Source organism: Litchfieldia alkalitelluris (assembly GCF_002153425.1).
In the GTDB taxonomy this organism is placed as follows: Bacteria; Bacillota; Bacilli; order Bacillales; family Salisediminibacteriaceae; genus Evansella; species Evansella alkalicola.
On sequence record NZ_KZ119600.1, the window covers coordinates 1,079,121 to 1,101,627 of the forward strand.

Below are 22,507 nucleotides of genomic sequence, written 5' to 3' on the forward strand. Positions count from 1 at the left end.
ATAGGCTACTCCTCATCCAATGGCCTGGATAACTGTTTTTTCGAACGTGATAGTCCAGACCTTGTTACTAAAAACTGTATAGGTGCACGTAATATACTGTTTAATGTATCTGTCCAATGTCTAGGAATAACGGGAGTCATATATGGTGACCCGAGTGATGTTAAGTTTAAGAGGTGATTAAGAAGCCAAGCTAAAAAGATCATTTGCCCATACATTCCTAGTAAACCAGCAGCAAAGATGAAACCATATCGCACTAAACGAATGGCGTTACTCATTAAGAAGTTTGGTGGTAGGAAGGATAGCAGGGCTGATACAGCTACTAGAACGATTAATACATTACTTGCTAGACCTGCTTCCACTGCCGCGGTCCCAATAACAATACCTCCAACAATACCAATCGTTTGACCGATCTTGGTAGGCATGCGTGCCCCTGCTTCCCGGAGTACTTCAATTACTAGTTCAATGATGAGTACTTCAAGTACAGGAGGAAAGGGTACTTGAGTTCTAGACTCAGAGAGCATGATTAACAAATGTGGTGGAAGCATTTCAGGATGGAAAGTAAGAACAGAGACATAAGTGGACGTTAACAAGATGGATATAATAAATCCAAATAACCGAATCGTTCGTAACATCGTTGCAGTTGTCCAGCGGTTATAGAAATCTTCCGGGCTTGTGAACATTTCAAAAAAAGAGGCTGGTAGTATAGCAGCCTCAGGACTACCATTTAACATGATGATTATCCTTCCATCAAGCAGAGCTTCCGTAGCATTATCTGATCGAACAGTTATACCGTGTTGAGGGAAGGGGGATAAAGGTTTGTCCTCCAGCATTTGTTTAAAAATCGGCAAGCCAACAAATCCCTGATATTCAACATTCCTAACCCTATCCATGACCCGTTTTACATTCTCTTTGTTTGCAATATTCTCCATGTACAGAACAGCAACAGTATTTTGTGTTTCTGTACCCAGTGTGAAAAATTTTGTTTTTAGATTAGGTGAAATTATTCTCCTTTTAATTAAAGAAAGACTTGAGTTTAATGTTTCAGTCAATGAGTCTTGTGGCCCCATGACCGTTGTTTCGTTTTCTGCAGAGGTGATTGAACGCTCTGGGACACTGTACGTATCAATCTTAATCACGAGCTCCCGTTGAAGAAAGAATAGGATAGTTTGGCCGCTCATAATATCATGAATCAAAGTTTCAAGGTCTTCTAAATCTGCTTTACTACTGTTTTTCAAAACTTCTTCAGGTCCATAATTCTCAGAAACTTGATTTAAAGGGGTGAGAACTAGATCTTGTAAAACGCTACCTTGAACAAGGGTATCTATATAGATTAATAACGCTTTTTCTCCATTAATATCTATCTCATTCTTTTTTAAATCATCAATATTTACGAGTTGTTCATTTAGATTAGTGAGTGTTACCCTGTGCTTACTTGTCTTAGGTTTCGTGCTGTGCTTTGATTCAGTTGTAGTTTCTATTTGTTTCTTAAACCAGTTCCAAAACAAGGGTATCACCTCTTTTACTTATCTAGCAGTAAGCAGTTAGTTTAACAATTAACTAACAGGTTATAAGGGATAGTATTCTTCAGTGGAAAATCTTTTATGCACCCCCGACTATTGTGCTTATCTACGTTATAATGAAAGGGTAGTAAGAAAAGAGCGGAGCGAGTAGCCTGCAGTGAGTTCAAATACACCATGACTATTTTCAGGGTAGCTATTATTGAAGGGGGAGGATTTTATGGTGGGCGAACACTTAGTAGTCATGCATGGTATGAACGGAACAAGAGTAGAGGTGTTTATGAAAGCGTTGGAACTACTGGATTCAAGATTTGAGAGAATCGTTGTGGAAGAGTTAGTAAATCTTGATAGGGATATTGTGTTGGAGAGAACACGCGAAGGATCCATACCAATTGTACATATAAAGTCATTGGAAAAAATGCAAGACATAAATGATAAACTACATACTATCTCCGTCATGAAGGTTTATATATGGGAAACATTATCTGCTGTTGAAGAAAGGTTGCGCAAACAACACGTCAATTCAGAACTGATAGCACAGATTATTTCAGAAGCACACAGTGAATTAAATGATTTACGTAAGAAAAATAAGTTCAGCCTATATGACCAAATTGTTGATCTCAGCCTTTCCCCCGTAGATGCAGGTCTTCAATTCATTTACGATTTATCAGAGGAAAACTACAACAGAGAAAATAATTTAGATATATTAGAACAATACATAGAAAAATTAAGTGAGTAAGCGCAGATTAAATATCTGGCGCTTTTTTTTTATGACGACAAGCGAATGGACTGTAACGAACCCCAACACAAGAATAGTATTTTCGCGGTAGATAATTAATAAGACAGGCAAATTAAGTAAATGATAAAAAATATTCTTATAATCGGATTGAAATGTAGAAAGGAGATTTCTAATGGCAAAAGTAGCAGAACAAAGAAGAGGCTTATTCCAACGTTTCCTTGATTTCGTGGAAAAGTTAGGAAACAAGCTCCCCCACCCAGTAACACTATTTGCCTTTTTAGCGTTACTTGTCATAGTTTTATCTGCATTATTTTCATGGATGGGGATTCATGTAGAACACCCCGGAGAAGAGGATACGCTAGTTTATATTCAGAACCTCCTAAGTGCTGAAGGTTTAGAATACATATTTACAAGTATGGTTGCAAACTTCATTGGCTTTGCTCCTTTAGGGGTTGTGTTAACAACTATGCTTGGTATAGGGTTGGCAGAACGGACAGGCTTAATTAGTGCATGTCTCCGTGGTTTTGTATTGGCAGTTCCTAAGCGGTTAATTACAGCAGGTTTAGTTTTCGCAGGGATCATGTCGAGTGTGGCTTCAGATGCAGGATATGTTGTTCTTCCACCTTTAGGTGCAGTTATATTTGCCGCATTGGGGCGTCATCCCCTTGGAGGTCTAGCAGCAGCATTTGCAGGGGTTTCGGCTGGTTTTAGTGCAAACTTATTTTTATCGGCAACAGATGCAATGCTTGGAGAACTAACTATTCAGGCCACAGAAATTATTGATCCTGTATACGCACAAGGTATGAATATTGCGATGAACTATTACTTCATCATAGTTTCAGTCTTCTTATTAACATTCATCGGGGCTTGGGTAACAGAAAAAATCGTGGAGCCTAGGCTAGGAGAGTATAAAGGAGCATTTAGGGAAGATATTGAGGGGTTGAGTAGACAGGAAAAGGTAGGTTTAATTTGGGCAGGCATTGCATTATTCGTATCGATTATTCTGACTGCACTCTTAATACTTCCTGAAAATGCACCATTAAGAGGGGCGGAAGGAGAGATTATTAGGTCACCCTTTATGTCGTCCTTAGTACCAATTATTGCCCTTTTATTTTTTATTCCAGGTTTTGTTTATGGAAAGGTGACCAAGAACATTCAGGATGATAAAGATGTAGCAAATCAACTTTCAGATACAATGGCTTCGATGGGAATGTTTATCGTACTTGCCTTTACTGCAGGTCAGTTTGTGTCCTTCTTTGCTGAAACAAATATGGGGCTCGTTATTGGTGTATATGGAGCTGAGTTTTTACAATCGATTAATTTATCAGGTGTACCGCTTATTATTGGATTTATAATAGTAGCAGCATTTATTAACTTATTTATCGGAAGTGCATCAGCAAAATGGGCAATGATTGCTCCTATATTTGTGCCAATAATGATGAGGCTAGGATATTCTCCTGAAATGACCCAGATGGCTTATCGTATCGCCGATTCAACAACAAATATAATCTCACCTTTGATGACTTATTTTGCGATTATCATTGCATTCGCACAAAAGTATGACAAGAACATGGGGATAGGCACTTTAATTTCTGTCATGTTTCCATATTCCATTGTATTTACGATAGCTTGGTCATTGATGTTAATTATTTGGATGTTCCTTGGGATAGATCTTGGACCAGGCTCTCCAATCTTATATTAATTTGTAACGCTTGGCTACCTTATAAAAGGTTAAGTCAAGCGTTTTTCCGTTATTAAGCTAGCTACAATTAATAATTGCAGTAGAAAATCCTTTCTTTTTTCTCTGAGTTTAGTAAAATAAGAATTGTTAGATAACAATACCGTCATGTTGTTAAACCATATATACTCCTTTCAGCATCTAGGGAAGGTTAAAAAAATAATAAAGGGGTGGAGAACTTGTCTATTAGATTTTTTGAATCATTGAGGGAATTTTTTATTAATAATAAAGAACAGTTTGAACAACATTTATTAGAGGAAGCAGTAAATGTAAAAGATAAGATAGAAGAGATTCACCAAATTGGGAAAATTAACCTTGTAAAGAATGCACATACATTAACTTTGGCAGTAATAGATGAACGTAATGAGGATCTCGATGTTTTAGCAAAAAAAGAAGGAGAATTGTGGGCAAGGGCGTCACTGACAATTGAATTTAAATTAGAATGGATTCAATCTGTAAGAAGGACACTTTGGGAGTTTCTATACCAATACAATGTACTTAAACAATCAGAAAGTAGTAGTCTCGAAGCATTCTTTAGGATGGAAAAAAAATACAATGATTTAATCGATAAATTCTTAAATGGCTTCTTTATTAGTTATTCTAAATCGAAGGATGACATGCTGGCTGAACAACGTAGGTTAGTGGAAAGTTTGTCTGTTCCTATCATCCCAGTTACAGCTACAACGGGAGTACTACCTCTAATTGGTAACATTGATGAATTTCGCATCAAAATAATGGAGGAAAAAGTTTTTCAACAAATTAGTAAATCAAAAATTGAAACCATTGTTTTAGACCTTTCAGGTGTTGCTTATGTGGAAAATGATATTATAGATCATCTAGTTCGGATCATTGATGGTTTTGGTATGATGGGGTGTAAAACAGTTATAACTGGTATTCGTCCAGAAGTGGCAAAAAGTATGGTGATAAATGGAATGAGTTTCGAAGATAAGGCGGAATCGAAGGGTACTCTACAATCGGCACTATTGGAGTTTTTTTCAGAAACACAGATCTCTAATTAATCAAATGATTTAAGGCTGTACTGAATTGTCAACTTGACGTTTCAGTACAGCCTTTTTAAGGGGGGAATTATCTATTCAAATATAAGAGTTTTTCTTCTTGTTTTAAAAAATCATGAAATATTTTGAATGCGCGGTATGGCTTTTCGTGAAGTGCATCGAGATACTGTTCTTTAGCTGGATCAGGTAGTATCTCACTGTTAGAAATGCGAGATTGGATATAGTCGAGACTTGTTTCCTGCATTTTTTTACTGTAATGTTTAGATTCTTTGAAGAATGCGAACCCTAATGCACCAGCAACAGCCAAAATTAAAATAAAGAAGGTTATTTCACTAGTCATTGGAAAATAAATAATTACGGTATATAGATTAATGATAGAAAAAAAGATTAGTGGTATGGAAACAAGGCCAAATAGGAGGTTTTTTTTCATATATGGAGATACCTTTCCTTCCACAACAGCCAGTTCTTTTTTTACAAATGGTGATTCTTCATCAGCTTTAAAGAATTTCATCATGCACCACGCTCCTCGGTGTGAACTATTATTTGATTGCCTCGTATATCCTCATAGGTGGAATGTTTCGGAATAAATAATTATCATTTACTTCAGGAAATTGATGATACAAATAGTGAAGCAAGTGCTCATCTCTTTGGAAGAAAGTCTGGTAAGGTAAAAACTTTCCACCTTTTTTTAAAAGTTTGTGTGTCTTTTGGACAACGGATAGTCTACCATTATGTGTCATTAGGGAGAATGGAATACCTGATAAAACATAATCAACCTCTTCATCGTAATCTTCCATGATTTTATCAATGAATTCTGCGTTCCCCTGGTGTACTTTCAATCTATGATCTTGTATATTTCCCCCTAAATAATTTGCGAAATTAGGATTTAGTTCAACTGCAATAATTAAAGAGTCGTCTGTAAGGTGATTCAGTAAGTATTCTGTGAAAACTCCTGTTGCAGGTCCGTATTCGATGATGACAAGACGCTTCTCAAAGTCTATCCTTTTGCAAATTTCTGCTACGCAACTTTGTGAAGTCGGGGTAATGGAAGCGATTTTCGGATCTTTAAAAATATTTTTAATGTACTCCTTCGTACTCATGAATATATCCTCACCCTTTTGTAAAATGAATTCTAATCATCTATGTGCAGTCAAATATGTTTTTAATAAATCATAGGGAATGGAGACTCTCTCATTGTTAATATCCAAAAGATTACTATTATCATCTTCATTCCAGTGAGCTTCTTCCCTCAAAGTGTTAATTTCCCTATGGATAGACTCCATTCTTTTATCAAGCATCGCAGCAGAAATAGCAGCATCACGAAGTTCTTCCACTAACCTCTCTGGAATTTCGCTATTATATTTGTAATAAATTTTGTGTTCTAAACTAGCCCAAAAATCCATGGCGATCGTCCTAATCTGAACTTCAACATAAACTTGTTCCTCGCGGTCGGACATGAAAATTGGAATTTGAACGATTAAATGAAGACTTTGATATCCATTTGGCTTAGGGTTTTTTATATAATCTTTGACCTCCACTACAGTGAGATCTTTCTGATTTTGAAGCATATTGCTCAATTCATAAATATCAGAGATAAATGAACAAGTAATTCGTATACCAGCAATATCACGAATCTTCTCCTTAATGAGTGGGAGGGACATATCATACTGTTTTTTACGGACCTTTTTGACAATACTTTCAGGGGATTTTACCCGCGATTTTATATGTTCAATAGGATTATAATCGTGAATGTATTGAAACTCTTGCTTTAATATATCAATTTTTGTATTCATTTCATCGAGTGCGAATTTATAAGACATCATAAACCTTGTTATTTCATTTTTTATGGTTTTCAGGTGATTCATGTCAATCGTCTGTTGAACCATGGTTGACAACTCCTTTGAGTTTACTAATGTTTAATAGTCATTTTTTAAATCCATTTCGTATTTACCCTCTTATAGAAAAAAATAAGCTCTGTTTCATTACTTTTTTTAAAGTCTAAATGACTGACCGTACGTTCAATAAAAGAATTAACAATATAGATTGTTAGTCATTGGATTGAGACATACCCTTTGATGCAATATATAATATAACAAAGCAATATGAACAGAAAATGAACAAAGTAAAAAAAATAATCAACAACGTTTAGTTCTATGAAGTGGTTTTGACCAATTGGTCAACGTAGGGGTATAATAAATGATGTAATGGATAGTGAGGGGTGAAGACCAATGTTAGAAAAAGAAAAACTTATTATAGAAGCAGCCATCAAGCTTTTTTCCATAAAAGGATTTGATGCAACATCCATTCAAGATATTGCAAATGAATGTGGGATTGCTAAAGGTTCTTTTTATTCCTATTTTAAATCGAAAGACACCTTATTATTAGAGACACTAAAGTATTATTTCAACAAAATACAAAGCCGTGTTGAATCTGTTGAAGAATTAGACTTAGAGCCTAAGGAAAAGTTTATTAGAAGGCTGACTTATTATTTTGAAGGTGTCTTTGAGCATAAGGAATTCATTATTACACAGGCATACGAACAGGCTATTCCATTAAACAAAACAATAAAAAGAGAGCTCTATCGAAGACAGCAACGTACGAGAGAGCTATACAGGATAGGATTATTATCATTATATGGGAACAAAATTGAACCATATATCTGGGACCTTTCCATTATGATGGAAGGAATGTTTCATGCCTATATCCGAATTTATCTTTTAGATGAAAAAGGATTAGAAGTGGGAAAGTTGTCCAAGTATATAGTTAACCGAATAGATAGTGTTGTGGAGGGGCTCCTACAAAGTGGAGAAGAACCAATTTTGTCTATTGATGATGTTAATTATATTAATCGATTATTAGGTAATGCCCCAGAAGATGAACGGAACAAAGTATTTAAGCTAATAAGTGAGATGAAAAATGTGCTATCTGTTCGAGAAGACAGGGAGGATTATCTTGTTTCGTTAGAAGTGTTAGAAGAAGAGCTGAATAGGGAAAAACCTAGGCAGCCTGTTATTCAAGGAATGATTTCTAATTTTAAAGGCGTTAAAGAAGTGGACAAGTATTTAAATGAAATCAAACCCTTATTAAAATAAAGTTTTTTCCATTCATTTTTTGTTCATATTTCCATGGTATTGTAGTGAATATATTTATGAACTCTTTAATAAACACCTATATAAGATAGAACGGGTGAGAAGGAGATTAATGAACAAAATGATTAAGGATATAGAATTAAAAAAGCAAAAACTAGAAAAACTTGTTTCAAAGCTGCAGAAGCAAGGGGTTCATGCAGAGCTGTGTATGAGAAAGTATCCGTCTCAAAAGCAGAGGAGAGACAATATATGAAACAACAAATAAAGATACTAGTTATAGAAGATGATCCAAATATTAGTGATCTAACTGAATTATATTTGATGAAGGAGGGCTACCAAGTCATAAAAGCCTTAGATGGTGAGGCTGGACTAGCTCTTTATTATGATGAAAATCCTGATTTTATCATATTAGATATTATGCTACCTAAAATGGACGGGTGGGATGTATGTCAGGAGATTAGGAGAGACCGCCCGATTCCAATCATCATGATTACTGGAAAAGGGGAAAGCTATGATAAAGTGAAAGGCTTGGAATTAGGGGCTGATGACTATATTGTAAAACCCTTTGATCCTAAAGAAGTGCTGGCTAGAATAAAAGCAGTATTACGTAGAACGAATCCACAGTTTTCATCACAAGAAAATGTGGAACTACCAGATTTGAGTATTAATATGCAGGAACATAAAATCATTGTAAACCAAAAGGAAATCACCTTGCCACCTAAGGAGTTGGAGCTATTATTTTTCTTAGCGTCCAATCCAAACCAGGTTTTTACACGGCAGCAGTTGTTGGACCGCGTTTGGGGATATGATTATGATGGGGACTACAGGACAATTGATGTGCATATAAAGCGGCTTCGGGAAAAAATGCATCTAGGATCTGAGAGTTGGAACTTGAAAACAATTCGTGGTGTTGGTTATAAATTTGAGGTGTATGATGTTATCTAAATTAAGGAAGAAACGCAAAGGAATGTTCATCAAGCTATTCACAACTTATATAGTCATTCTTTGTATTTCGTTTATTATGATTGGTTTAGTAGTTAATACAATGGCTCACAATGAAATAATTAAACGTTATCATAATGCCTTTGACCATCAGAAAGAAAAGGTGATCCAATACTTTGAAACTGCCGAATCTGAGGGGTGGGAGCAAAGTATACTCACTTCTTCTTTAGAACTTGCACTAAATCAAGAAGACAGGGTTGCAGTTTTTCTAATTGATGAGTATGGTGGAGTGGATTACAATCCGAAGCTATTTGAAGAATATGATATGGAAATGTCACTCCGAGAACTCGCCATGAGTGAAGAAGAGACATCCATGCGCCTTCACACAGAGGATCGGGTTGTTTATTTTATGTCAGGGCCGATTGAAATTTTGACAGAAGATAATCCTAAACATACGATTACGATGGTATTTCATGAATTTGATCAAGAATTAAAGCAAATAAGCAGTATTATTCATATTACAGTTCTCGTGGCGATCATTATTGCTGGCATCATTATTTTTTATACTTCAAGAAAAATGACGTCTCCATTAAGGGAGATGAATCATAGTGCTTTGCAATTTGCAAAGGGAGATTTTTCTCACAGGGTAAATATCAAGTCGAAAGACGAAATTGGCCAGCTTGCTGAAACCTTCAATTATATGGCTAAAGAATTGGCCAGTATAGATCAGATGAGAAAAGACTTTGTTGCAAATGTTTCCCATGACTTACGCTCCCCTTTAACTTCTATAAAAGGATTTTTAGGTGCGATGATGGACGGGACGATTCCGCAAGAACAGCAATACAAATATTTCTCTATCATGAAAAATGAAACAGAGCGTCTTATGAAACTCGTAAATGATTTATTAGATATGGCTAGGTTGGAAGCGGGACAGATGGAGGTGGAACCAATATCCTACAATTTTTCTGAACAGCTCCGTTTAACAATAGCTAAAATGGAACCAACTTTGTCTGAAAACCAGCTTGATATTGAGCTATTAGGTGAGGAAGAAGATGTTTTTGTTCACGCAGATCCGAACCGTATGGAGCAAGTCTTAGTAAATCTTCTTCAAAATGCTGTGCAGTTCTCTAAAGAGAAGGGAAGCATCGATGTAGCGATTATGAAGGAAGGGGATAATGCTACCATCAGGATACGTGATTACGGGCACGGTATGAGTGAATCAGATGTGAGATATATTTGGGAAAGGTTTTATAAAAAGGATAAAGCAAGATCTAGTAAGAGTGGCACAGGAATTGGATTATCGATTGTAAAACATATTATTGATTTACACGATACAACTATTAAGGTGGAGAGTGATTTGGATAAAGGAACAACCTTTACCTTTACCTTACCCCTTGCAAAGCTTAAATAAATAGAAACCTTAGGGGCCGACTACACGGAGTTGACGGTTCCTAAGGTTTAATATATTTATCTTATTTAATGAGTGCTCTCACGTTTGTTTAATAGGATTTTAGTTTTCTTGAATACCGCAACGACACCTGTTGTTCTCCAGTTTCCGTTTCAGTAAATCTTTTTTCTTTAAGTGAAAATCCTCGTGCTTCATAGAAAGGGAGTCCCCTATCATTATTTTCTTGGACGGAAACCCATTGTTCCGAAATCCCTTCTTGAATTTGCTGATGGGTTAACTCTTTAAGTAGCTTTCTCCCAACCCCTTTATATCTAAAATTTTCGTCAACATAAAGTACAAATATTTCTCCTGTTTCTTCTTTCGTTTTTCCACCACCAATTACTCCGACAACTTCTGAATGAAGTAATGCGACGTAAGAGTAAGATCCTGCTTCTATGTCTTTCTTAACTCGTTCGTAGTTGTACCAGTATTCTATATTTTTGGCTTGATATTCTTCGCTTAATATCCCTTCAACTGTTTGTCTCCAACCTCTTGAACAAATATCAGCAATAGCTTCTGCATGGGTTATTTCAGGATTTTTAATTAGAATATAGTTCATTTAGTAAGCACCTCTGTTTTTTCATGTAGAGATGAAACCCCTATGCTTGCTTCCCTTTTAAGTGTTTATTCAGAAACTCTAGTATTGCTTTGAAGCCAGTTATGCGATTAATCTTTTTCGAAAAACCATGTCCCTCATCTTCAAAAACCAGGTATTCTATTGGTACTCCATTGTTCCTAACTATATCTACAATCTCATCAGACTCCACCTTTAAAACCCTAGGGTCATTGGAGCCTTGAAGGACGATTAAAGGCTTGCGAATTTTATCAGCATGAAACAGGGGAGAAATACTTTTTAAATATTCTTCAGAAGTAAAAGGGTCACCTATTTTTTTATAAAGGGCTTCACGCATTGTCTCCCACCATGACGGGATACTCTTCAGCGTACGAACCCAGTTTGAGACACCGAAAATATCAACGCCTACTTGAAATTCTTCTGGCTGGAACGCTAAGGCAGCCAATGTCATGTAACCACCGTAGCTTCCTCCAATAATACCAATTCGGTTTTCATCGATATATCCAGTAGAAGCAAGGAAGGATTTCGATTCAATACAATCGGCCAGATCCACTTCGCCATGTTTTAAGTCAGCCATTTTGAAAAATGTTTTCCCGTACCCTGAACTTCCACGGTTGTTCACAGCAATTACTGCATATCCATGATTAGCCAAGTATTGCAGTAATGGATTATAATCCACCCTTGACTGTCCTCCTGGCCCACCATGAACCCAAACGAGGGCTGGGATCTTATCTCCTGGTTTTATATCCTTGGGCTTGTAGTAGATCGAAGGTATTTCCAGGCCATCAAATGACGGATATCGAACTACTTCTGCCTTTACTAAATCTGCAGGATCAATCTCAGGGTTCAATGTATTTGTTAATTTGTCGAGTTTATTTTTTTCTAGATTATACACATATAAATTACTAGGTGAGTTCGATCCATTAAGAAGGAAAGTCATGATTTTTTCATCTAGGGAAAAATTGACGCTAGTTATTTGTCCATCTGGTAGTTCTGGCAGAGTTACTTCATTATTTGTACCAGTATGAAAGATTTTTACGTCAGTGTGTGCATCCCTATTAATACTAAGCTTTATGTATGTATGATTATGGGTAAAAGATAGGTCTTCTACATGCCAGTCTGTTTTGTAGACTACTTCAACTTCCCCCGTTTCTAAGTGCATTTTAGATGCATACAAGAATTCGTGATCCTTATCTGTAATGTAGTAGAGATACTTTCCATCTTCACTAAAGGCCTGTGGCGCATATTGTATGTCCGTATCTTTATGTGAAGTTAGAGCTTCCAATTTTCCAGTGTTTATATGGAAAATGTACATGTGAGAGGAATTCGCGTTGTCGAATTTAGTCAATGCCAATGTTTCATAGTCTTTTGATATAGCAGAGAACTCCACACCCAGTTCGTTTTTGAAGATAAGTCTTTTCTCAAACGTATCAATATCCATTGAATAGACATCTGCAAATTTTGGATCCCTTTTATTTGAACCATATAAAAAGCTTTTTCCGTCAGGGGCCCATTGGAAGAATGTTGCCCTTTCCTCTTTATCAGGTGTCAAATCTCGTGTTGTTCCATCTTCCTTCTGTAGGTAGATGTGTAAAATTTCATTCCCACCTTGATCGCTCAAATAGAGGAAACGATTATCACCAGGTTGCGGAACAAAGGAAATGGCGTAGCAAGCATCTTCTTTCGAGTTGGTTAACTGTTTAGCTTCTCCTCCATTGGAAGGTATGGAGTAAACATTAAAGACCCCAGATCGATCGCTTGTAAAAATAATTTTTTCCCTATTTGCTGAAGGTGCGTTGTTAACTACTGTCTCCGTATTAATAAACTGCTCAATGGTATACTTTTTCAAAATCTTTCCCCTCCTTGTCCTTTATTAATAGGTTCGCTGTTTAAGACTATAATCCTTTTTTTTACATAATTAGTCTTGGGCGTCTTGGAAGTAGGAGTAATGTAATGTGAAGGGGGTTGGCTGGTTTGAGAGGATGCGGGGTGGGGTTTTTGAGGAGAGGGGGTTGGGGGGCAGGGATGGCGGATTAGGGGAGAGGGGGGAGACGGGATGCGGAGGACGGGGACGGGAGAAAATTTATGTAGAGGTGCTTGATGTGAGGTTATGGAGTGGAGTTAAGGTACTATTCGATGATGGAAGTGCCCGAAGTGTCTGGGAGTTCGGAGCTTCGGGCAGTAAAATGAGTTGATAGTGCCCGAAGCGTTTAGGAGTTCGGAGCTTCGGGCAGTAAAATGAATTGATAGTGCCCGAAGTGGTAGAGAGTCGCTTGCTCCGGGCAGTATTATGAGTTGATAGTTCCCGAAGTGTCTGGGAGTTCGGAGCTTCGGGCAGTAAAATGAATTGATAGTGCCCGAAGTGGTAGAGAGTCGCTTGCTCCGGGCAGTATTATGAGTTGATAGTTCCCGAAGTGTCTGGGAGTTCGGAGCTTCGGGCAGTAAAATGAATTGATAGTGCCCGAAGCGTTTAGGAGTTCGGAGCTTCGGGCAGTAAAATGAGTTGATAGTGCCCGAAGCGTTTAGGAGTTGAGTGCTTCAGGCACCAATATGAGTTGATAGTGCCCGAAGTGGTAGAGAGTCGCTTGCTCCGGGCAGTATTATGAGTTGATAGTTCCCGAAGTGTCTGGGAGTTCGGAGCTTCGGGCAGTAAAATGAGTTGATAGTGCCCGAAGCGTTTAGGAGTTCGGAGCTTCGGGCAGTAAAATGAATTGATAGTGCCCGAAGTGGTAGAGAGTTCGGAGTTCTGGGCAGTAATATGATTAGATAGTGCCCGAAGCCATCAGGATTTCTGTGCTTCGGGCACTAATACGAGTTGATAGTGCCCGAAGCGTTTAGGAGTTCGGAGCTTCGGGCAGTAAAATGAATTGATAGTGCCCGAAGTGGTAGAGAGTTCGGAGTTCTGGGCAGTAATATGATTAGATAGTGCCCGAAGCCATCAGGATTTCTGTGCTTCGGGCAGTAAAATGAGTTGATAGTGCCCGAAGCGTTAGAGAGTCGCGTGCTCCGGGCAGTATTATGAGTTGATAGTTCCCGAAGCGTCTGGGAGTCGCGTGCTTCGGGCATTATTATGATTTTATAGTTCCCGAAGCGTTTGGGAGTTCAGTGCTCCGGGCACTAATATGAATTGATAGTGCCCGAAGTGTCTGGGAGTTCGGAGCTTCGGGCAGTAAAATGAGTTGATAGTGCCCGAAGCGTTTAGGAGTTCGGAGCTTCGGGCACTATTAAGAGTTGGTGGATCCTGAATCAATAAAAGCAACAAAGAATCAATATGAATTAATTGCCCGAACCAGAAGAGCCGACCTTGTAAAGGTAAAATAAATTGGTTTTAATTGCCCGAAAGAGATGAGCCAACCTTGTAAAGGTAAAATAAATTGGTTTTAATTGCCCGAAGGCGAAGAGTCGACCTAGTAAAGGTAAAATAAACTGGATTTAATTGCCCGAACCAGAAGAGCCAACCTAGTAAAGGTAAAATAAACTGGATTTAATTGCCCGAACTTGAAGAGCAACCTAGTAAAGGTAAAATAAAACAGATTTAATTGCCTGATCCAGTAGAGCCAACCTAGTAAAGGTAAAAAACTAGATTTAATTGCCCAAAGGCCAAAAGCCAACCTAGTAAAGGTAAAAATAATGACAACAGAAGTCTAAAATACGTGACTTCTAGTTGCCATTCCACCACTGACCTACGTTTAGAGCAATAGGTGCTTGTGCTTTTCTTATCCTGAGCTTCATGAACTTGGATTTGTATTTTCTCTATACCTTCGTTTTCTAAAACGTCTGCTTTCCGTAGTTGGATCTGGTTGTGGTTTCGTTTCTTCCTTGAAGGCTTTTAGCATTGCAAAAGTCATCATAATTAGTACAAAGGTTAGGGGGAAGGCACTAACGATGATTGTAGTCTGGATTGCTTCTAATCCTCCTGATGCCATTAACACTACTGCAGAAGCAGCTAATATGATCCCCCAGCTGAACTTCACTACGTTCGGTGGCTCTGTACTCCCATTTGTGGTTTGCATACCTAAAACGAAGGTTGCAGAGTCAGCAGATGTAATGAAGAAAGTACTGATTAAAAAGATGGTGATAAACGCTAATATACTGCTAAATGGTAGCTGTTCATACACATAAAATAAAGCAGTTTCTAGGGGCTGTGCTGATATATCAAGTCCTAGGTTATATTCCATGAAAATGCCTGTTCCACCGAAAACACAGAACCATAAGGCACAAACAATGGTTGGAATAACTAACACGGCAATGACAAATTCACGTACTGTTCTTCCTCTTGAAACACGCGCAATGAATGTACCTACAAACGGTGCCCATGCAATCCACCATGCCCAGTAAAATATGGTCCAACCTTGTAACCAAGCTGCACTATCAAGGTCAAATGGTGCAAGACGTAATCCCATGGCGGGGAGATTTTGAATATAGCTTCCGAATGTGGTGGTAAATAGGTCCATAAGGAAGATTGTTGGACCTAGTGTAATAACGGCAATGAATAGCAAGACTGCTAAAACTAAGTTTGTATTACTTAAGTACTTGATACCTCTTTTAATTCCTGTTCCTGCGCTAATCATGAATAAGACTGTTACAATAGCGATGATCAGAAATTGAATCGAAAAATTATTAGGGATTCCAGTTAAGTAACTCAATCCACCATTAATCTGTGCAGCACCTAAACCTAAAGAAGCACAAACACCGAAAATCGTCGCAAAAACTGCGACAACATCAATTACTATTCCAGTACGTCCCTTTACTTTTTCCCCAAGCAAAGGGTAGAGAGCGGCACTCATTAATCCAGGATAGCCTTTTCGGAATTTAAAATAGGCTATCCCAAGAGCGATTGTTGCATAGATAGCCCAAGCGTGAAAACCCCAATGTAGATAGGTATAACGTAAGCTGAGGATAGCTGCTTCATCTGTACCACCGCTTATGAAAGGTGGGCTTGCAAAGTGTGAGATAGGTTCAGATACACCGAAGAACAATAAACCAATCCCCATTCCAGCACTAAAGAGCATGGCGAACCAAGTAGGGCGACTAAATTCTGGTTTATCTCCATCTTGTCCTAATTTAATTTTCCCGTATTTACTAAAGATAAGGTATAAAGCGAAGACTAGGAAAAATGTAGCTGCAAGCTGATAAAACCAGCCAAAGTTTTCTAAAAAGAAACCAAGTGTGACGTCCATTACATTTCCTAAAATAGCTGGAAAAAATGCACCCCAAAGGACGAATATAATAGACAATACGATAGAAACCCAAAAAACAGTTGTTACTTTTTTCATAAAAGTTCCCCCTCCTTTGCAATAGCTTTTGATGTCTAACCATTTTTTATGTAACTTATCTGAAGACGAACGCTTTATAAAAAGTTGGTAAGCGTGTTAATCTAGAAGTACTATTTGCAGTGAATACATATACAAAGAAAAGGTGAAATGACAGTGAAAATAAATAATATACTAATTGCAAGTCCTATGTATAAAGAACTTCAACTAATCTTAGAAACTGAAGATATTTATAAGGAGAAGAGTTTTCGTTTTCGCTCCATGGAAGTAGAGAAAGAAGATTTTTTATGGGCGGATGCCTTTGTTGCTTTCAGTCGACCTAATAATTTTTCTTTTGACAACTTAAAATGGGTTCACTCACTAGGGGCAGGTGTAGATAAAATCTTAAGAGGATCAGAATGGAAGAGGGATATTCCACTGACGAGGACGATTTGCTCTTTTGGTCAGAAAATAAGTGAGTATGGTTTAAGTTACATATTGAGAGATCTTCAACACCAAGACGAGTTTTCTAACCTGGCCAGGAATAAAGATTGGAAACCAATTACACCTATTCCATTGTCTGAAAAAAAAGTTTTGATATACGGGACAGGGGTGATCGGACAAGAGGTTGCTGCTACCCTAACCTTTTTTGGTACAAAGGTGTACGGTGTGTCATTAAGTGGAAAGGAGAAGAAACCATTCATAGAAGTTTTTGCATCAGATTCTAATTATCAAGAGGTGCTTGCGGAAGCTGATGTTATTATCAATACGATGCCTCTTACAGAAAAAACAAGGGATCTCTTTAATGAATCATTGTTTAAATTGATGCAAGATGTCCTTTTTATTAACGTAGGACGTGGGGAATCAGTGAATAATGATGCTTTAATAAAAGCTATAGATAAGGGACAAGTGAAGCGAGCTGTTTTAGATGTTTTTCAAGAGGAGCCCCTTCCAAAAGATGATCCATTCTGGTCCCACCCACAAGTAGTCGTTACCCCTCATATATCAGCTGTTACAACACCAGAAGAAGGGGTAGCTTGCTTTGTTGACACATTAAAAAAAATTGAAGCAGGGGAGTCCCTGCCGAATTTAGTAGATTTAGATAAAGGCTTTTAGGATCAGGGAACTGGCACTCCCCTGATCCTTAAGAAAGCTGGTTACTTCCTCGTACATAATCAGCATTAAAGATAAACAAACGCATTAACAGGAATAACGAAGGAACTAATAAAAGTAAGCCAGCGATAAAGGCAATGATTAACGTGATCCCCATTTCAGCATTTGTCACATTCGCTGTAATCGTAATGTGAGGGTACAAAATATATGGGAGATGAGTAGCACCATAGCCAAAGAAAGCAAAAGCATATTGTAAAGCGACTAAACAAAAAGCTAATCCAAGATTCTTCCCTATATATATGAGCCATACAGCAGCTAAAAACGTTACGAGTGATAGGAGGAAAATCCAACTTTCTTCTACCATTCGTTGAAAATGCTCAGGATTATGGGTGCTCAACGTTAGGAATACAAGGAAACTCATTAATATTGTTGGTCCACTCCAAATTAAACTAAAGTTACGCATGAGAGAGTAAGCCCCATGATCATCTGCACGAGCAGCGTAATATGTTAAGAATGAAGCACTTATGAACAGTACGCTCACGATAGCTAACAGAACTACGATCCATGAGTAAGGATTTACAAATAGCTCCCCAAGTAATAAACGGACCGTTCCCCCTTCTTCTGCAATAAAACCCCCTTCAGATATGGTCAATACAGTGGTTAACGAGGCTGGGATTAGTAAGCCTGTAATGCCATATAGAAATAAGTAAATGTTACTTTCCCTAGCTCCATAATTTGCAAATGCATAAAAGGACCCTCTTATTGCTAGGAGCACTAATGCTACACTTCCTGGAACAAGCAGGGCAGTTCCATAATAATATGCCGTTGCTGGGAAAAAACCAATTAAGCCTACCATAAAGAAGATGAGAAAGACGTTTGTAACCTCCCACACAGGAGAGAGGTATCGATCAATTACTTTACGTATCGTGTGCTCCTTTTTCGTGATTTTTGCATAAAAGGAGTAGAACCCAGCTCCAAAATCTATAGATCCAACGATTAAATACCCATATAGGAAAATCCATAATACAGTAATGCCAATTGTTTCAATCATAGCTCAACTGTCCCTTCCGTCTACAGAATAACGTGTTGCTTTTCCAATTCTGTCTCTGCATTCCGTTTTGAAAATAATCTTATTAGAATGGCAGGAACTAGTAACCCTAAAGCGATATATAGTAGTGAAAATAAAATCAACATTTCAAGTACATGCCCTGAAGTTGTAGCAGCTTCAGCAACTGTGAGGAACCCTCTCATAATCCATGGCTGTCTCCCAACCTCTGCCATAATCCAACCTGCTTCAATAGAGAGCATGGCCAGTGGGGCACCTAAAATAATGGCCCTTAGTAACCAAGGGTGTAAAGAGTTAAAGCGATTAAAATAATAAAAGACGAGATAAACAAAGGCTACACCTGCCAAATACATGCCGATAACTACCATTAAATTAAAGAAATAGTGAATAAATAAAGGAGGCCACTGCTCTTCTGGAAATTCATTTAGCCCAATAACCTCAGCTGTAGGTCTGTTAAAAGCAAGTATACTAAGGGCATACGGGAGTCTAATTCCAAACTTCACTTCTTGCTCGTCAGGATCAAGAATCCCTCCTAACAGTAAGGTAGCTCGATCTTCTGTTTCAAAATGCCACTCTGCAGCTGCAAGTTTTTCAGGTTGATAGGCAGCTAGAAACTTTCCACTGATATCACCATTTACTACAGTCGCTATGGAAAAAATGAAGCAACCGATCATTGTCAGATGCAACGCTTTTTTATAATACACGTGAGTTTTGCCCCTAAGGATATGGAATGCAGCAATAGCCGCCAAAATAAAGGCACCTGTTAAATAGGCTGTTGTGATTACATGGGACACCTTAGAAGGCATCGCTGGATTAAACATGGCCACTAATGGTTGGATATTTGTAAAAGCCCCTTCTGAGTAGATAAACCCTCGTGGAGTATTCATAAACCCATTCACTGATGTGATGAAAAAAGCTGACGCAGTAGAACCTAGCACGATTGGAAGGGACAGTAACCAATGATAGATTGGACGCTTAAATCGATCCCATGTATATAAATAGATTCCAAGAAAAATTGCTTCAAAAAAGAATGCGAAAGTTTCCATGAACAAAGGTAAAGCAATTAATTGACCTGCGTTTTCCATGAAGGTTGGCCAAAGCAATGAAAGTTGAAAAGCAATAATTGTTCCTGTTACTACCCCCACTGCAACTAAGATGGTATACCCCCTTGCCCACCTTTTCGCTAAAAGTATGTAATGTGAATCCTTTCTTTTTATCCCTATGTATTCAGATAAACAAATGTAGACTGGGATTCCTACGCCAACCGTTGCAAAAATAGCATGAAATCCTAAGGTAGCGTAAGTGAGTATTCTGCTTAAAATTACTGGATCGTCAATCATTGTGTGTATGCTCCTTTGAATCATTTGTACTTGCGTAAGGTTCTTTTGACTTACTTACCCAAATAAAAAACACACCTAGTGAGAGGAAGATTACTAAAATAGGTAAGATCATAATCATAAAATCATTGATCATTTGAATATATCTCCATTTCTCGATGAATTTTCTTCCATAGTATTACTAGGAGTGGAAAAAATATGTACATGTTAGTGGGACAAGTAGTAAAAATCTCTTGAAAGGGAGGAGAGAAAGGCAGAAGAATTGTAAATGGGCTGGGTCATCTGGTGATTGGTAATGGCCCAGCCTGTTAAGTAAGTTAAGAAAACTCGAATAGCTTATTTTTTGACATAAATAAGTAATTGACTCTTTTTTCCAATAAACCTCGAAAGGTTCCTGTTGATAAATAGTGGATTGGAAATTGGGAGAAGCATTTAGAAAGACGATAAATCTTATTGGAAATTGGACGGACTTCAAAACCTAGTCGTTCAACGAGTTTGGTTAACATCGTTACACCACAAATTGCTTTAATTTGTTTTGATAATGGATGATTTTTAATGAAAAGTGCGAGTTGAGGCAAAGCTTTTTTTACAATTTGATAGAGCTTTATTGTTTTCCTTGTGTGATGAAATGCTTGCAAGTACTTTAATAATTTGACGTTATGCAGGTGGATTTTAACTAAATAATCCCCTTTTTCAATGAGGTTGCCGTCGGAAAGGAGTTGGTTTTCGCCTCTGTACCGGATTAACTGTACACGGAAAACAGAGACATTATCTTCTGTTTCTATGGTAGAAAAATTCCTGATCTTATCATAGATAGGATCAACGAATGACCACGCATGTATAATATAGTTTCTCATAATGATCTGGTCCCCTTTACGTAAAAATATTTTTCGTATTGGACGACCTTTTTATTCACAATAGGAAGGAGAATGGGGGGAGAGATTAGGCTGGATTGCCTAATTTCACTCCCGTACTTGTGTTAGCCTCTTATTTATTTGTGCTATGCTGCTTATTTGGTAACTTTTTATTTGCATGACGATGTCCTTGTCGTTCTTTATTTTTTTCATCCATCGCTTGTTTTTCCTTTATTCTTTCTACAAAATCATGAGTGCTATCCATGATTACACCCCCTTTAGCAATCTTCTCGTGATGTAACTTTTCCTGTTTACTTTAACCTTTTCAAATTCCAAACATGTAAAAAAATCATTGGCAAATAATGATTTATCCGAAACTAAAACGGAGTAAATGAAGCTGATAAACACTCGAAATATATACTGAAAATTAAAAATATTATACGAAGGTATAATATACACCTTTCATTGATTTCAATATAATGAATTCCAAAGGATGTTTTTCAGGAACAGAACAACTTATTCCAAAGCCCAAGTCAATGTAAATTTCGCGTTGAAAGGGGGCGGTGAATGACTTTGTAAGGAGTGTTCACTTAAAAAAGAAATTAAACTAGGGGAGAGGTGTTTAATTGTAATGTCGGTTGTCCAGTTAATAACTCGTACGATGCCGTTTTTTATTTCCCGAATTGTTGTATATGCAATATTTGGAGTCATTTCTTTATTATTTTTAGGTCTAATGATAGGTTTAGGAGTCCTATTTGCAAGGTGGTTTGAATTTGCATCAATGGGCTTCGTATTAATGATTATCGCATCATTTTTTGCAGTGTTAGCCATATTGCGGTTTATTGAAAGATATTTCCTCTATATGGTTAAAGTTGGCCATATAGCCGTTGTAACGGAGCTTCTTAGGAAAGGAAATGTTCCAGAAGGAAAAGGCCAAATTGAATACGGTAAAGATCAAGTTATAGCGAATTTTGGTTCAGCAAATGTGGCGTTTGTACTGGATAAAATCATTTATGCGGCAGTGAGACAAATTCAACGCTGGATGATGAGGATTGGAAACTTTCTAAACTTCATACCAGGTGCAAAAAATATTATTGGTATCCTAAGTAAAGTAATGGAAGTAAGTTTACGTTATGTGGATGAAGCAATTTTAAGTTATATTATGTTAAAAAAGAGTGAGGCTGCAGAGTCAGAAGTAGCCGCTGGGGAAGAAGCAGAAAAAGGTGAAGAAGGTGCCTCGGAAAAAGGTGAAATTAATGTCTGGAAGGCAGCTTGTGATGGTGTCGTTTTATATGCACAGAGCTGGAAAAAAGTAATTATGACAGCTGGGGGAATAGTAGCCTTTATCTACATTTTAAACTTTGTTTTATTCATTGGTTCTGTTATTCCATTAATGGGTATAGCAAGAATGATGGCTCCAAACGCTGGAGTAGAAGCAGTTTTTGGTTATTTTGCCCTTGTTGGTGCATATATCATTACTGCAATGGTGAAACGGGCAATTGTCGACCCAATAGCCATGATTGCTATGGTAAGGACCTATCAGTTAAATATTCAAGATATGGAACCGAAAATGGATCTACAACAAAAGCTATTGAAAGTTTCGTCTAAATTCAGACAGCTATTTAATAAAAGTAAAACAGAGACTACTAATACTGAAGCTGCACAGGCAGATCCAGGAGTCTCAACGACTTAAAACAATTGTCTTTAATAAATAATAAATGATGTTTATGTGCTAGTATTTTATTAATACTGTTCCAATAGGCCAATAAATAAGGGAAAGTTGATGAGACTGTAGCAAGCGAGACTCCTGCGGGATCAAAGGA

22 protein-coding genes are annotated in these 22,507 nt (G+C 37.6%); 10 read left to right on the top strand and 12 right to left on the bottom strand.

Annotation, left to right across the window (positions count from 1 at the left end; translation table 11 throughout):
* Positions 1–5: 5 nt before the first annotated feature.
* A complete protein-coding gene (locus tag BW724_RS05010; protein WP_235848903.1) occupies positions 6–1,505 on the bottom strand; it encodes a spore germination protein in 1,500 nt (499 codons plus the stop codon).
* Between the two features lie 232 nt (positions 1,506–1,737).
* On the opposite strand from BW724_RS05010, the gene BW724_RS05015 reads away from it, so the two are divergent.
* The 3 genes from BW724_RS05015 (at position 1,738) to BW724_RS05025 (ending at position 5,013) form a co-directional block, all read left to right on the top strand.
* Positions 1,738–2,256 (top strand): hypothetical protein, encoded by a 519-nt coding sequence (locus tag BW724_RS05015; protein WP_088074116.1) that lies wholly within the window; start codon positions 1,738–1,740, stop codon positions 2,254–2,256.
* Positions 2,257–2,428: 172 nt separating this feature from the next.
* Positions 2,429–3,958 (top strand): AbgT family transporter, encoded by a 1,530-nt coding sequence (locus tag BW724_RS05020; RefSeq protein WP_088074118.1) that lies wholly within the window; start codon positions 2,429–2,431, stop codon positions 3,956–3,958.
* A gap of 215 nt (positions 3,959–4,173) precedes the next feature.
* Positions 4,174–5,013: an STAS domain-containing protein gene (locus BW724_RS05025; RefSeq protein ID WP_088074119.1), complete on the top strand. Its 840-nt coding sequence runs from the start codon at positions 4,174–4,176 to the stop codon at positions 5,011–5,013.
* 67 nt (positions 5,014–5,080) lie between these two features.
* On the opposite strand, the gene BW724_RS05030 is transcribed toward BW724_RS05025, so the two are convergent.
* The 3 genes from BW724_RS05030 to BW724_RS05040 are packed head-to-tail and all read right to left on the bottom strand — an operon-like array spanning position 5,081 to position 6,896.
* On the bottom strand, positions 5,081–5,524 hold the full coding sequence (locus BW724_RS05030; protein ID WP_088074121.1) for a DUF5392 family protein: 444 nt from the start codon (positions 5,522–5,524) through the stop codon (positions 5,081–5,083).
* Between the two features lie 25 nt (positions 5,525–5,549).
* Entirely contained in the window at positions 5,550–6,110 is a 561-nt protein-coding gene (locus BW724_RS05035) for a class I SAM-dependent methyltransferase (RefSeq protein ID WP_088074123.1), read from the bottom strand.
* A gap of 36 nt (positions 6,111–6,146) precedes the next feature.
* The gene (locus BW724_RS05040; protein ID WP_088074125.1) at positions 6,147–6,896 is read right to left on the bottom strand and encodes a GTP pyrophosphokinase; all 750 of its coding nucleotides are present in this window, start codon (positions 6,894–6,896) and stop codon (positions 6,147–6,149) included.
* A gap of 342 nt (positions 6,897–7,238) precedes the next feature.
* Between BW724_RS05040 and BW724_RS05045 the strand changes: the two genes are divergently transcribed.
* The 4 genes from BW724_RS05045 to BW724_RS05055 all read left to right on the top strand — a co-directional run bounded on the left by BW724_RS05045 (position 7,239) and on the right by BW724_RS05055 (position 10,452).
* Positions 7,239–8,102 (top strand): TetR/AcrR family transcriptional regulator, encoded by an 864-nt coding sequence (locus BW724_RS05045; protein WP_088074126.1) that lies wholly within the window; start codon positions 7,239–7,241, stop codon positions 8,100–8,102.
* A gap of 109 nt (positions 8,103–8,211) precedes the next feature.
* Complete coding sequence (locus BW724_RS23490) at positions 8,212–8,352, top strand: hypothetical protein (RefSeq protein ID WP_176371299.1); 141 nt, start codon at positions 8,212–8,214, stop codon at positions 8,350–8,352.
* The gene (locus BW724_RS05050; protein WP_176371300.1) at positions 8,349–9,044 is read left to right on the top strand and encodes a response regulator transcription factor; all 696 of its coding nucleotides are present in this window, start codon (positions 8,349–8,351) and stop codon (positions 9,042–9,044) included. Before BW724_RS23490 ends, BW724_RS05050 begins: the two co-directional genes overlap by 4 nt.
* Positions 9,034–10,452 carry a sensor histidine kinase gene (locus BW724_RS05055; RefSeq protein ID WP_176371301.1) on the top strand — a complete coding sequence of 473 codons (1,419 nt, stop codon included), beginning with the start codon at positions 9,034–9,036 and terminating at the stop codon, positions 10,450–10,452. The genes BW724_RS05050 and BW724_RS05055 overlap by 11 nt, the downstream gene beginning before the upstream one ends.
* Before the next feature lie 88 nt (positions 10,453–10,540).
* Here the strand turns inward: BW724_RS05055 and BW724_RS05060 are convergent, their stop codons facing one another.
* Both BW724_RS05060 and BW724_RS05065 read right to left on the bottom strand, forming a co-directional pair.
* Positions 10,541–11,047, bottom strand: coding sequence for a GNAT family N-acetyltransferase (locus BW724_RS05060; protein ID WP_088074129.1), 507 nt, complete (start codon positions 11,045–11,047; stop codon positions 10,541–10,543).
* A 40-nt stretch (positions 11,048–11,087) separates the two neighbouring features.
* Complete coding sequence (locus BW724_RS05065) at positions 11,088–12,911, bottom strand: S9 family peptidase (RefSeq protein ID WP_205160362.1); 1,824 nt, start codon at positions 12,909–12,911, stop codon at positions 11,088–11,090.
* Between the two features lie 163 nt (positions 12,912–13,074).
* Here BW724_RS05065 and BW724_RS23495 point away from each other — a divergent pair, with 163 nt between their 5' ends.
* Positions 13,075–13,257, top strand: coding sequence for a hypothetical protein (locus tag BW724_RS23495; RefSeq protein ID WP_176371302.1), 183 nt, complete (start codon positions 13,075–13,077; stop codon positions 13,255–13,257).
* Positions 13,258–14,790: 1,533 nt separating this feature from the next.
* Here the strand turns inward: BW724_RS23495 and BW724_RS05075 are convergent.
* Positions 14,791–16,338, bottom strand: a complete 1,548-nt coding sequence (locus tag BW724_RS05075) for a glycine betaine uptake BCCT transporter (protein ID WP_088074134.1) — start codon at positions 16,336–16,338, stop codon at positions 14,791–14,793.
* Positions 16,339–16,485: 147 nt separating this feature from the next.
* On the opposite strand from BW724_RS05075, the gene BW724_RS05080 reads away from it, so the two are divergent.
* Positions 16,486–17,430, top strand: coding sequence for a D-2-hydroxyacid dehydrogenase (locus tag BW724_RS05080; RefSeq protein WP_235848904.1), 945 nt, complete (start codon positions 16,486–16,488; stop codon positions 17,428–17,430).
* Positions 17,431–17,458: 28 nt separating this feature from the next.
* On the opposite strand, the gene BW724_RS05085 is transcribed toward BW724_RS05080, so the two are convergent.
* The 5 genes from BW724_RS05085 to BW724_RS05100 form a co-directional block, all read right to left on the bottom strand.
* Positions 17,459–18,478: a cytochrome d ubiquinol oxidase subunit II gene (locus tag BW724_RS05085; RefSeq protein WP_088074138.1), complete on the bottom strand. Its 1,020-nt coding sequence runs from the start codon at positions 18,476–18,478 to the stop codon at positions 17,459–17,461.
* 20 nt (positions 18,479–18,498) lie between these two features.
* Positions 18,499–19,833 (bottom strand): cytochrome ubiquinol oxidase subunit I, encoded by a 1,335-nt coding sequence (locus BW724_RS05090; RefSeq protein ID WP_088074140.1) that lies wholly within the window; start codon positions 19,831–19,833, stop codon positions 18,499–18,501.
* A complete protein-coding gene (gene cydS, locus BW724_RS23500; protein WP_176371303.1) occupies positions 19,826–19,966 on the bottom strand; it encodes a cytochrome bd oxidase small subunit CydS family protein in 141 nt (46 codons plus the stop codon). The genes BW724_RS05090 and cydS overlap by 8 nt, the downstream gene beginning before the upstream one ends.
* A 181-nt stretch (positions 19,967–20,147) precedes the next feature.
* Positions 20,148–20,687 (bottom strand): YkoP family protein, encoded by a 540-nt coding sequence (locus tag BW724_RS05095; protein ID WP_088074141.1) that lies wholly within the window; start codon positions 20,685–20,687, stop codon positions 20,148–20,150.
* Positions 20,688–20,817: 130 nt separating this feature from the next.
* Positions 20,818–20,949: a DUF4023 domain-containing protein gene (locus tag BW724_RS05100; RefSeq protein WP_088074143.1), complete on the bottom strand. Its 132-nt coding sequence runs from the start codon at positions 20,947–20,949 to the stop codon at positions 20,818–20,820.
* A gap of 366 nt (positions 20,950–21,315) precedes the next feature.
* Between BW724_RS05100 and BW724_RS05105 the strand changes: the two genes are divergently transcribed.
* Positions 21,316–22,377 carry a hypothetical protein gene (locus BW724_RS05105; RefSeq protein WP_088074146.1) on the top strand — a complete coding sequence of 354 codons (1,062 nt, stop codon included), beginning with the start codon at positions 21,316–21,318 and terminating at the stop codon, positions 22,375–22,377.
* Positions 22,378–22,507 lie beyond the last annotated feature (130 nt).

What these genes read in the sequence shown, in the direction of transcription:
- BW724_RS05015 (WP_088074116.1), top strand. Translation starts at nt 1,738, where the DNA reads ATGGTGGGCGAACACTTAGTAGTCATGCATGGTATGAACGGAACAAGA.
- BW724_RS05020 (WP_088074118.1), top strand. Translation starts at nt 2,429, where the DNA reads ATGGCAAAAGTAGCAGAACAAAGAAGAGGCTTATTCCAACGTTTCCTT.
- BW724_RS05030 (WP_088074121.1), bottom strand. Translation starts at nt 5,524, where the DNA reads ATGATGAAATTCTTTAAAGCTGATGAAGAATCACCATTTGTAAAAAAA.
- BW724_RS05035 (WP_088074123.1), bottom strand. Translation starts at nt 6,110, where the DNA reads ATGAGTACGAAGGAGTACATTAAAAATATTTTTAAAGATCCGAAAATC.
- BW724_RS05040 (WP_088074125.1), bottom strand. Translation starts at nt 6,896, where the DNA reads ATGGTTCAACAGACGATTGACATGAATCACCTGAAAACCATAAAAAAT.
- BW724_RS05045 (WP_088074126.1), top strand. Translation starts at nt 7,239, where the DNA reads ATGTTAGAAAAAGAAAAACTTATTATAGAAGCAGCCATCAAGCTTTTT.
- BW724_RS23490 (WP_176371299.1), top strand. Translation starts at nt 8,212, where the DNA reads ATGAACAAAATGATTAAGGATATAGAATTAAAAAAGCAAAAACTAGAA.
- BW724_RS05050 (WP_176371300.1), top strand. Translation starts at nt 8,349, where the DNA reads ATGAAACAACAAATAAAGATACTAGTTATAGAAGATGATCCAAATATT.
- BW724_RS05055 (WP_176371301.1), top strand. Translation starts at nt 9,034, where the DNA reads ATGTTATCTAAATTAAGGAAGAAACGCAAAGGAATGTTCATCAAGCTA.
- BW724_RS05060 (WP_088074129.1), bottom strand. Translation starts at nt 11,047, where the DNA reads ATGAACTATATTCTAATTAAAAATCCTGAAATAACCCATGCAGAAGCT.
- BW724_RS05075 (WP_088074134.1), bottom strand. Translation starts at nt 16,338, where the DNA reads ATGAAAAAAGTAACAACTGTTTTTTGGGTTTCTATCGTATTGTCTATT.
- BW724_RS05080 (WP_235848904.1), top strand. Translation starts at nt 16,486, where the DNA reads ATGACAGTGAAAATAAATAATATACTAATTGCAAGTCCTATGTATAAA.
- BW724_RS05085 (WP_088074138.1), bottom strand. Translation starts at nt 18,478, where the DNA reads ATGATTGAAACAATTGGCATTACTGTATTATGGATTTTCCTATATGGG.
- BW724_RS05090 (WP_088074140.1), bottom strand. Translation starts at nt 19,833, where the DNA reads ATGATTGACGATCCAGTAATTTTAAGCAGAATACTCACTTACGCTACC.
- cydS (WP_176371303.1), bottom strand. Translation starts at nt 19,966, where the DNA reads ATGATCAATGATTTTATGATTATGATCTTACCTATTTTAGTAATCTTC.
- BW724_RS05095 (WP_088074141.1), bottom strand. Translation starts at nt 20,687, where the DNA reads ATGAGAAACTATATTATACATGCGTGGTCATTCGTTGATCCTATCTAT.
- BW724_RS05100 (WP_088074143.1), bottom strand. Translation starts at nt 20,949, where the DNA reads ATGGATAGCACTCATGATTTTGTAGAAAGAATAAAGGAAAAACAAGCG.
- BW724_RS05105 (WP_088074146.1), top strand. Translation starts at nt 21,316, where the DNA reads ATGTCGGTTGTCCAGTTAATAACTCGTACGATGCCGTTTTTTATTTCC.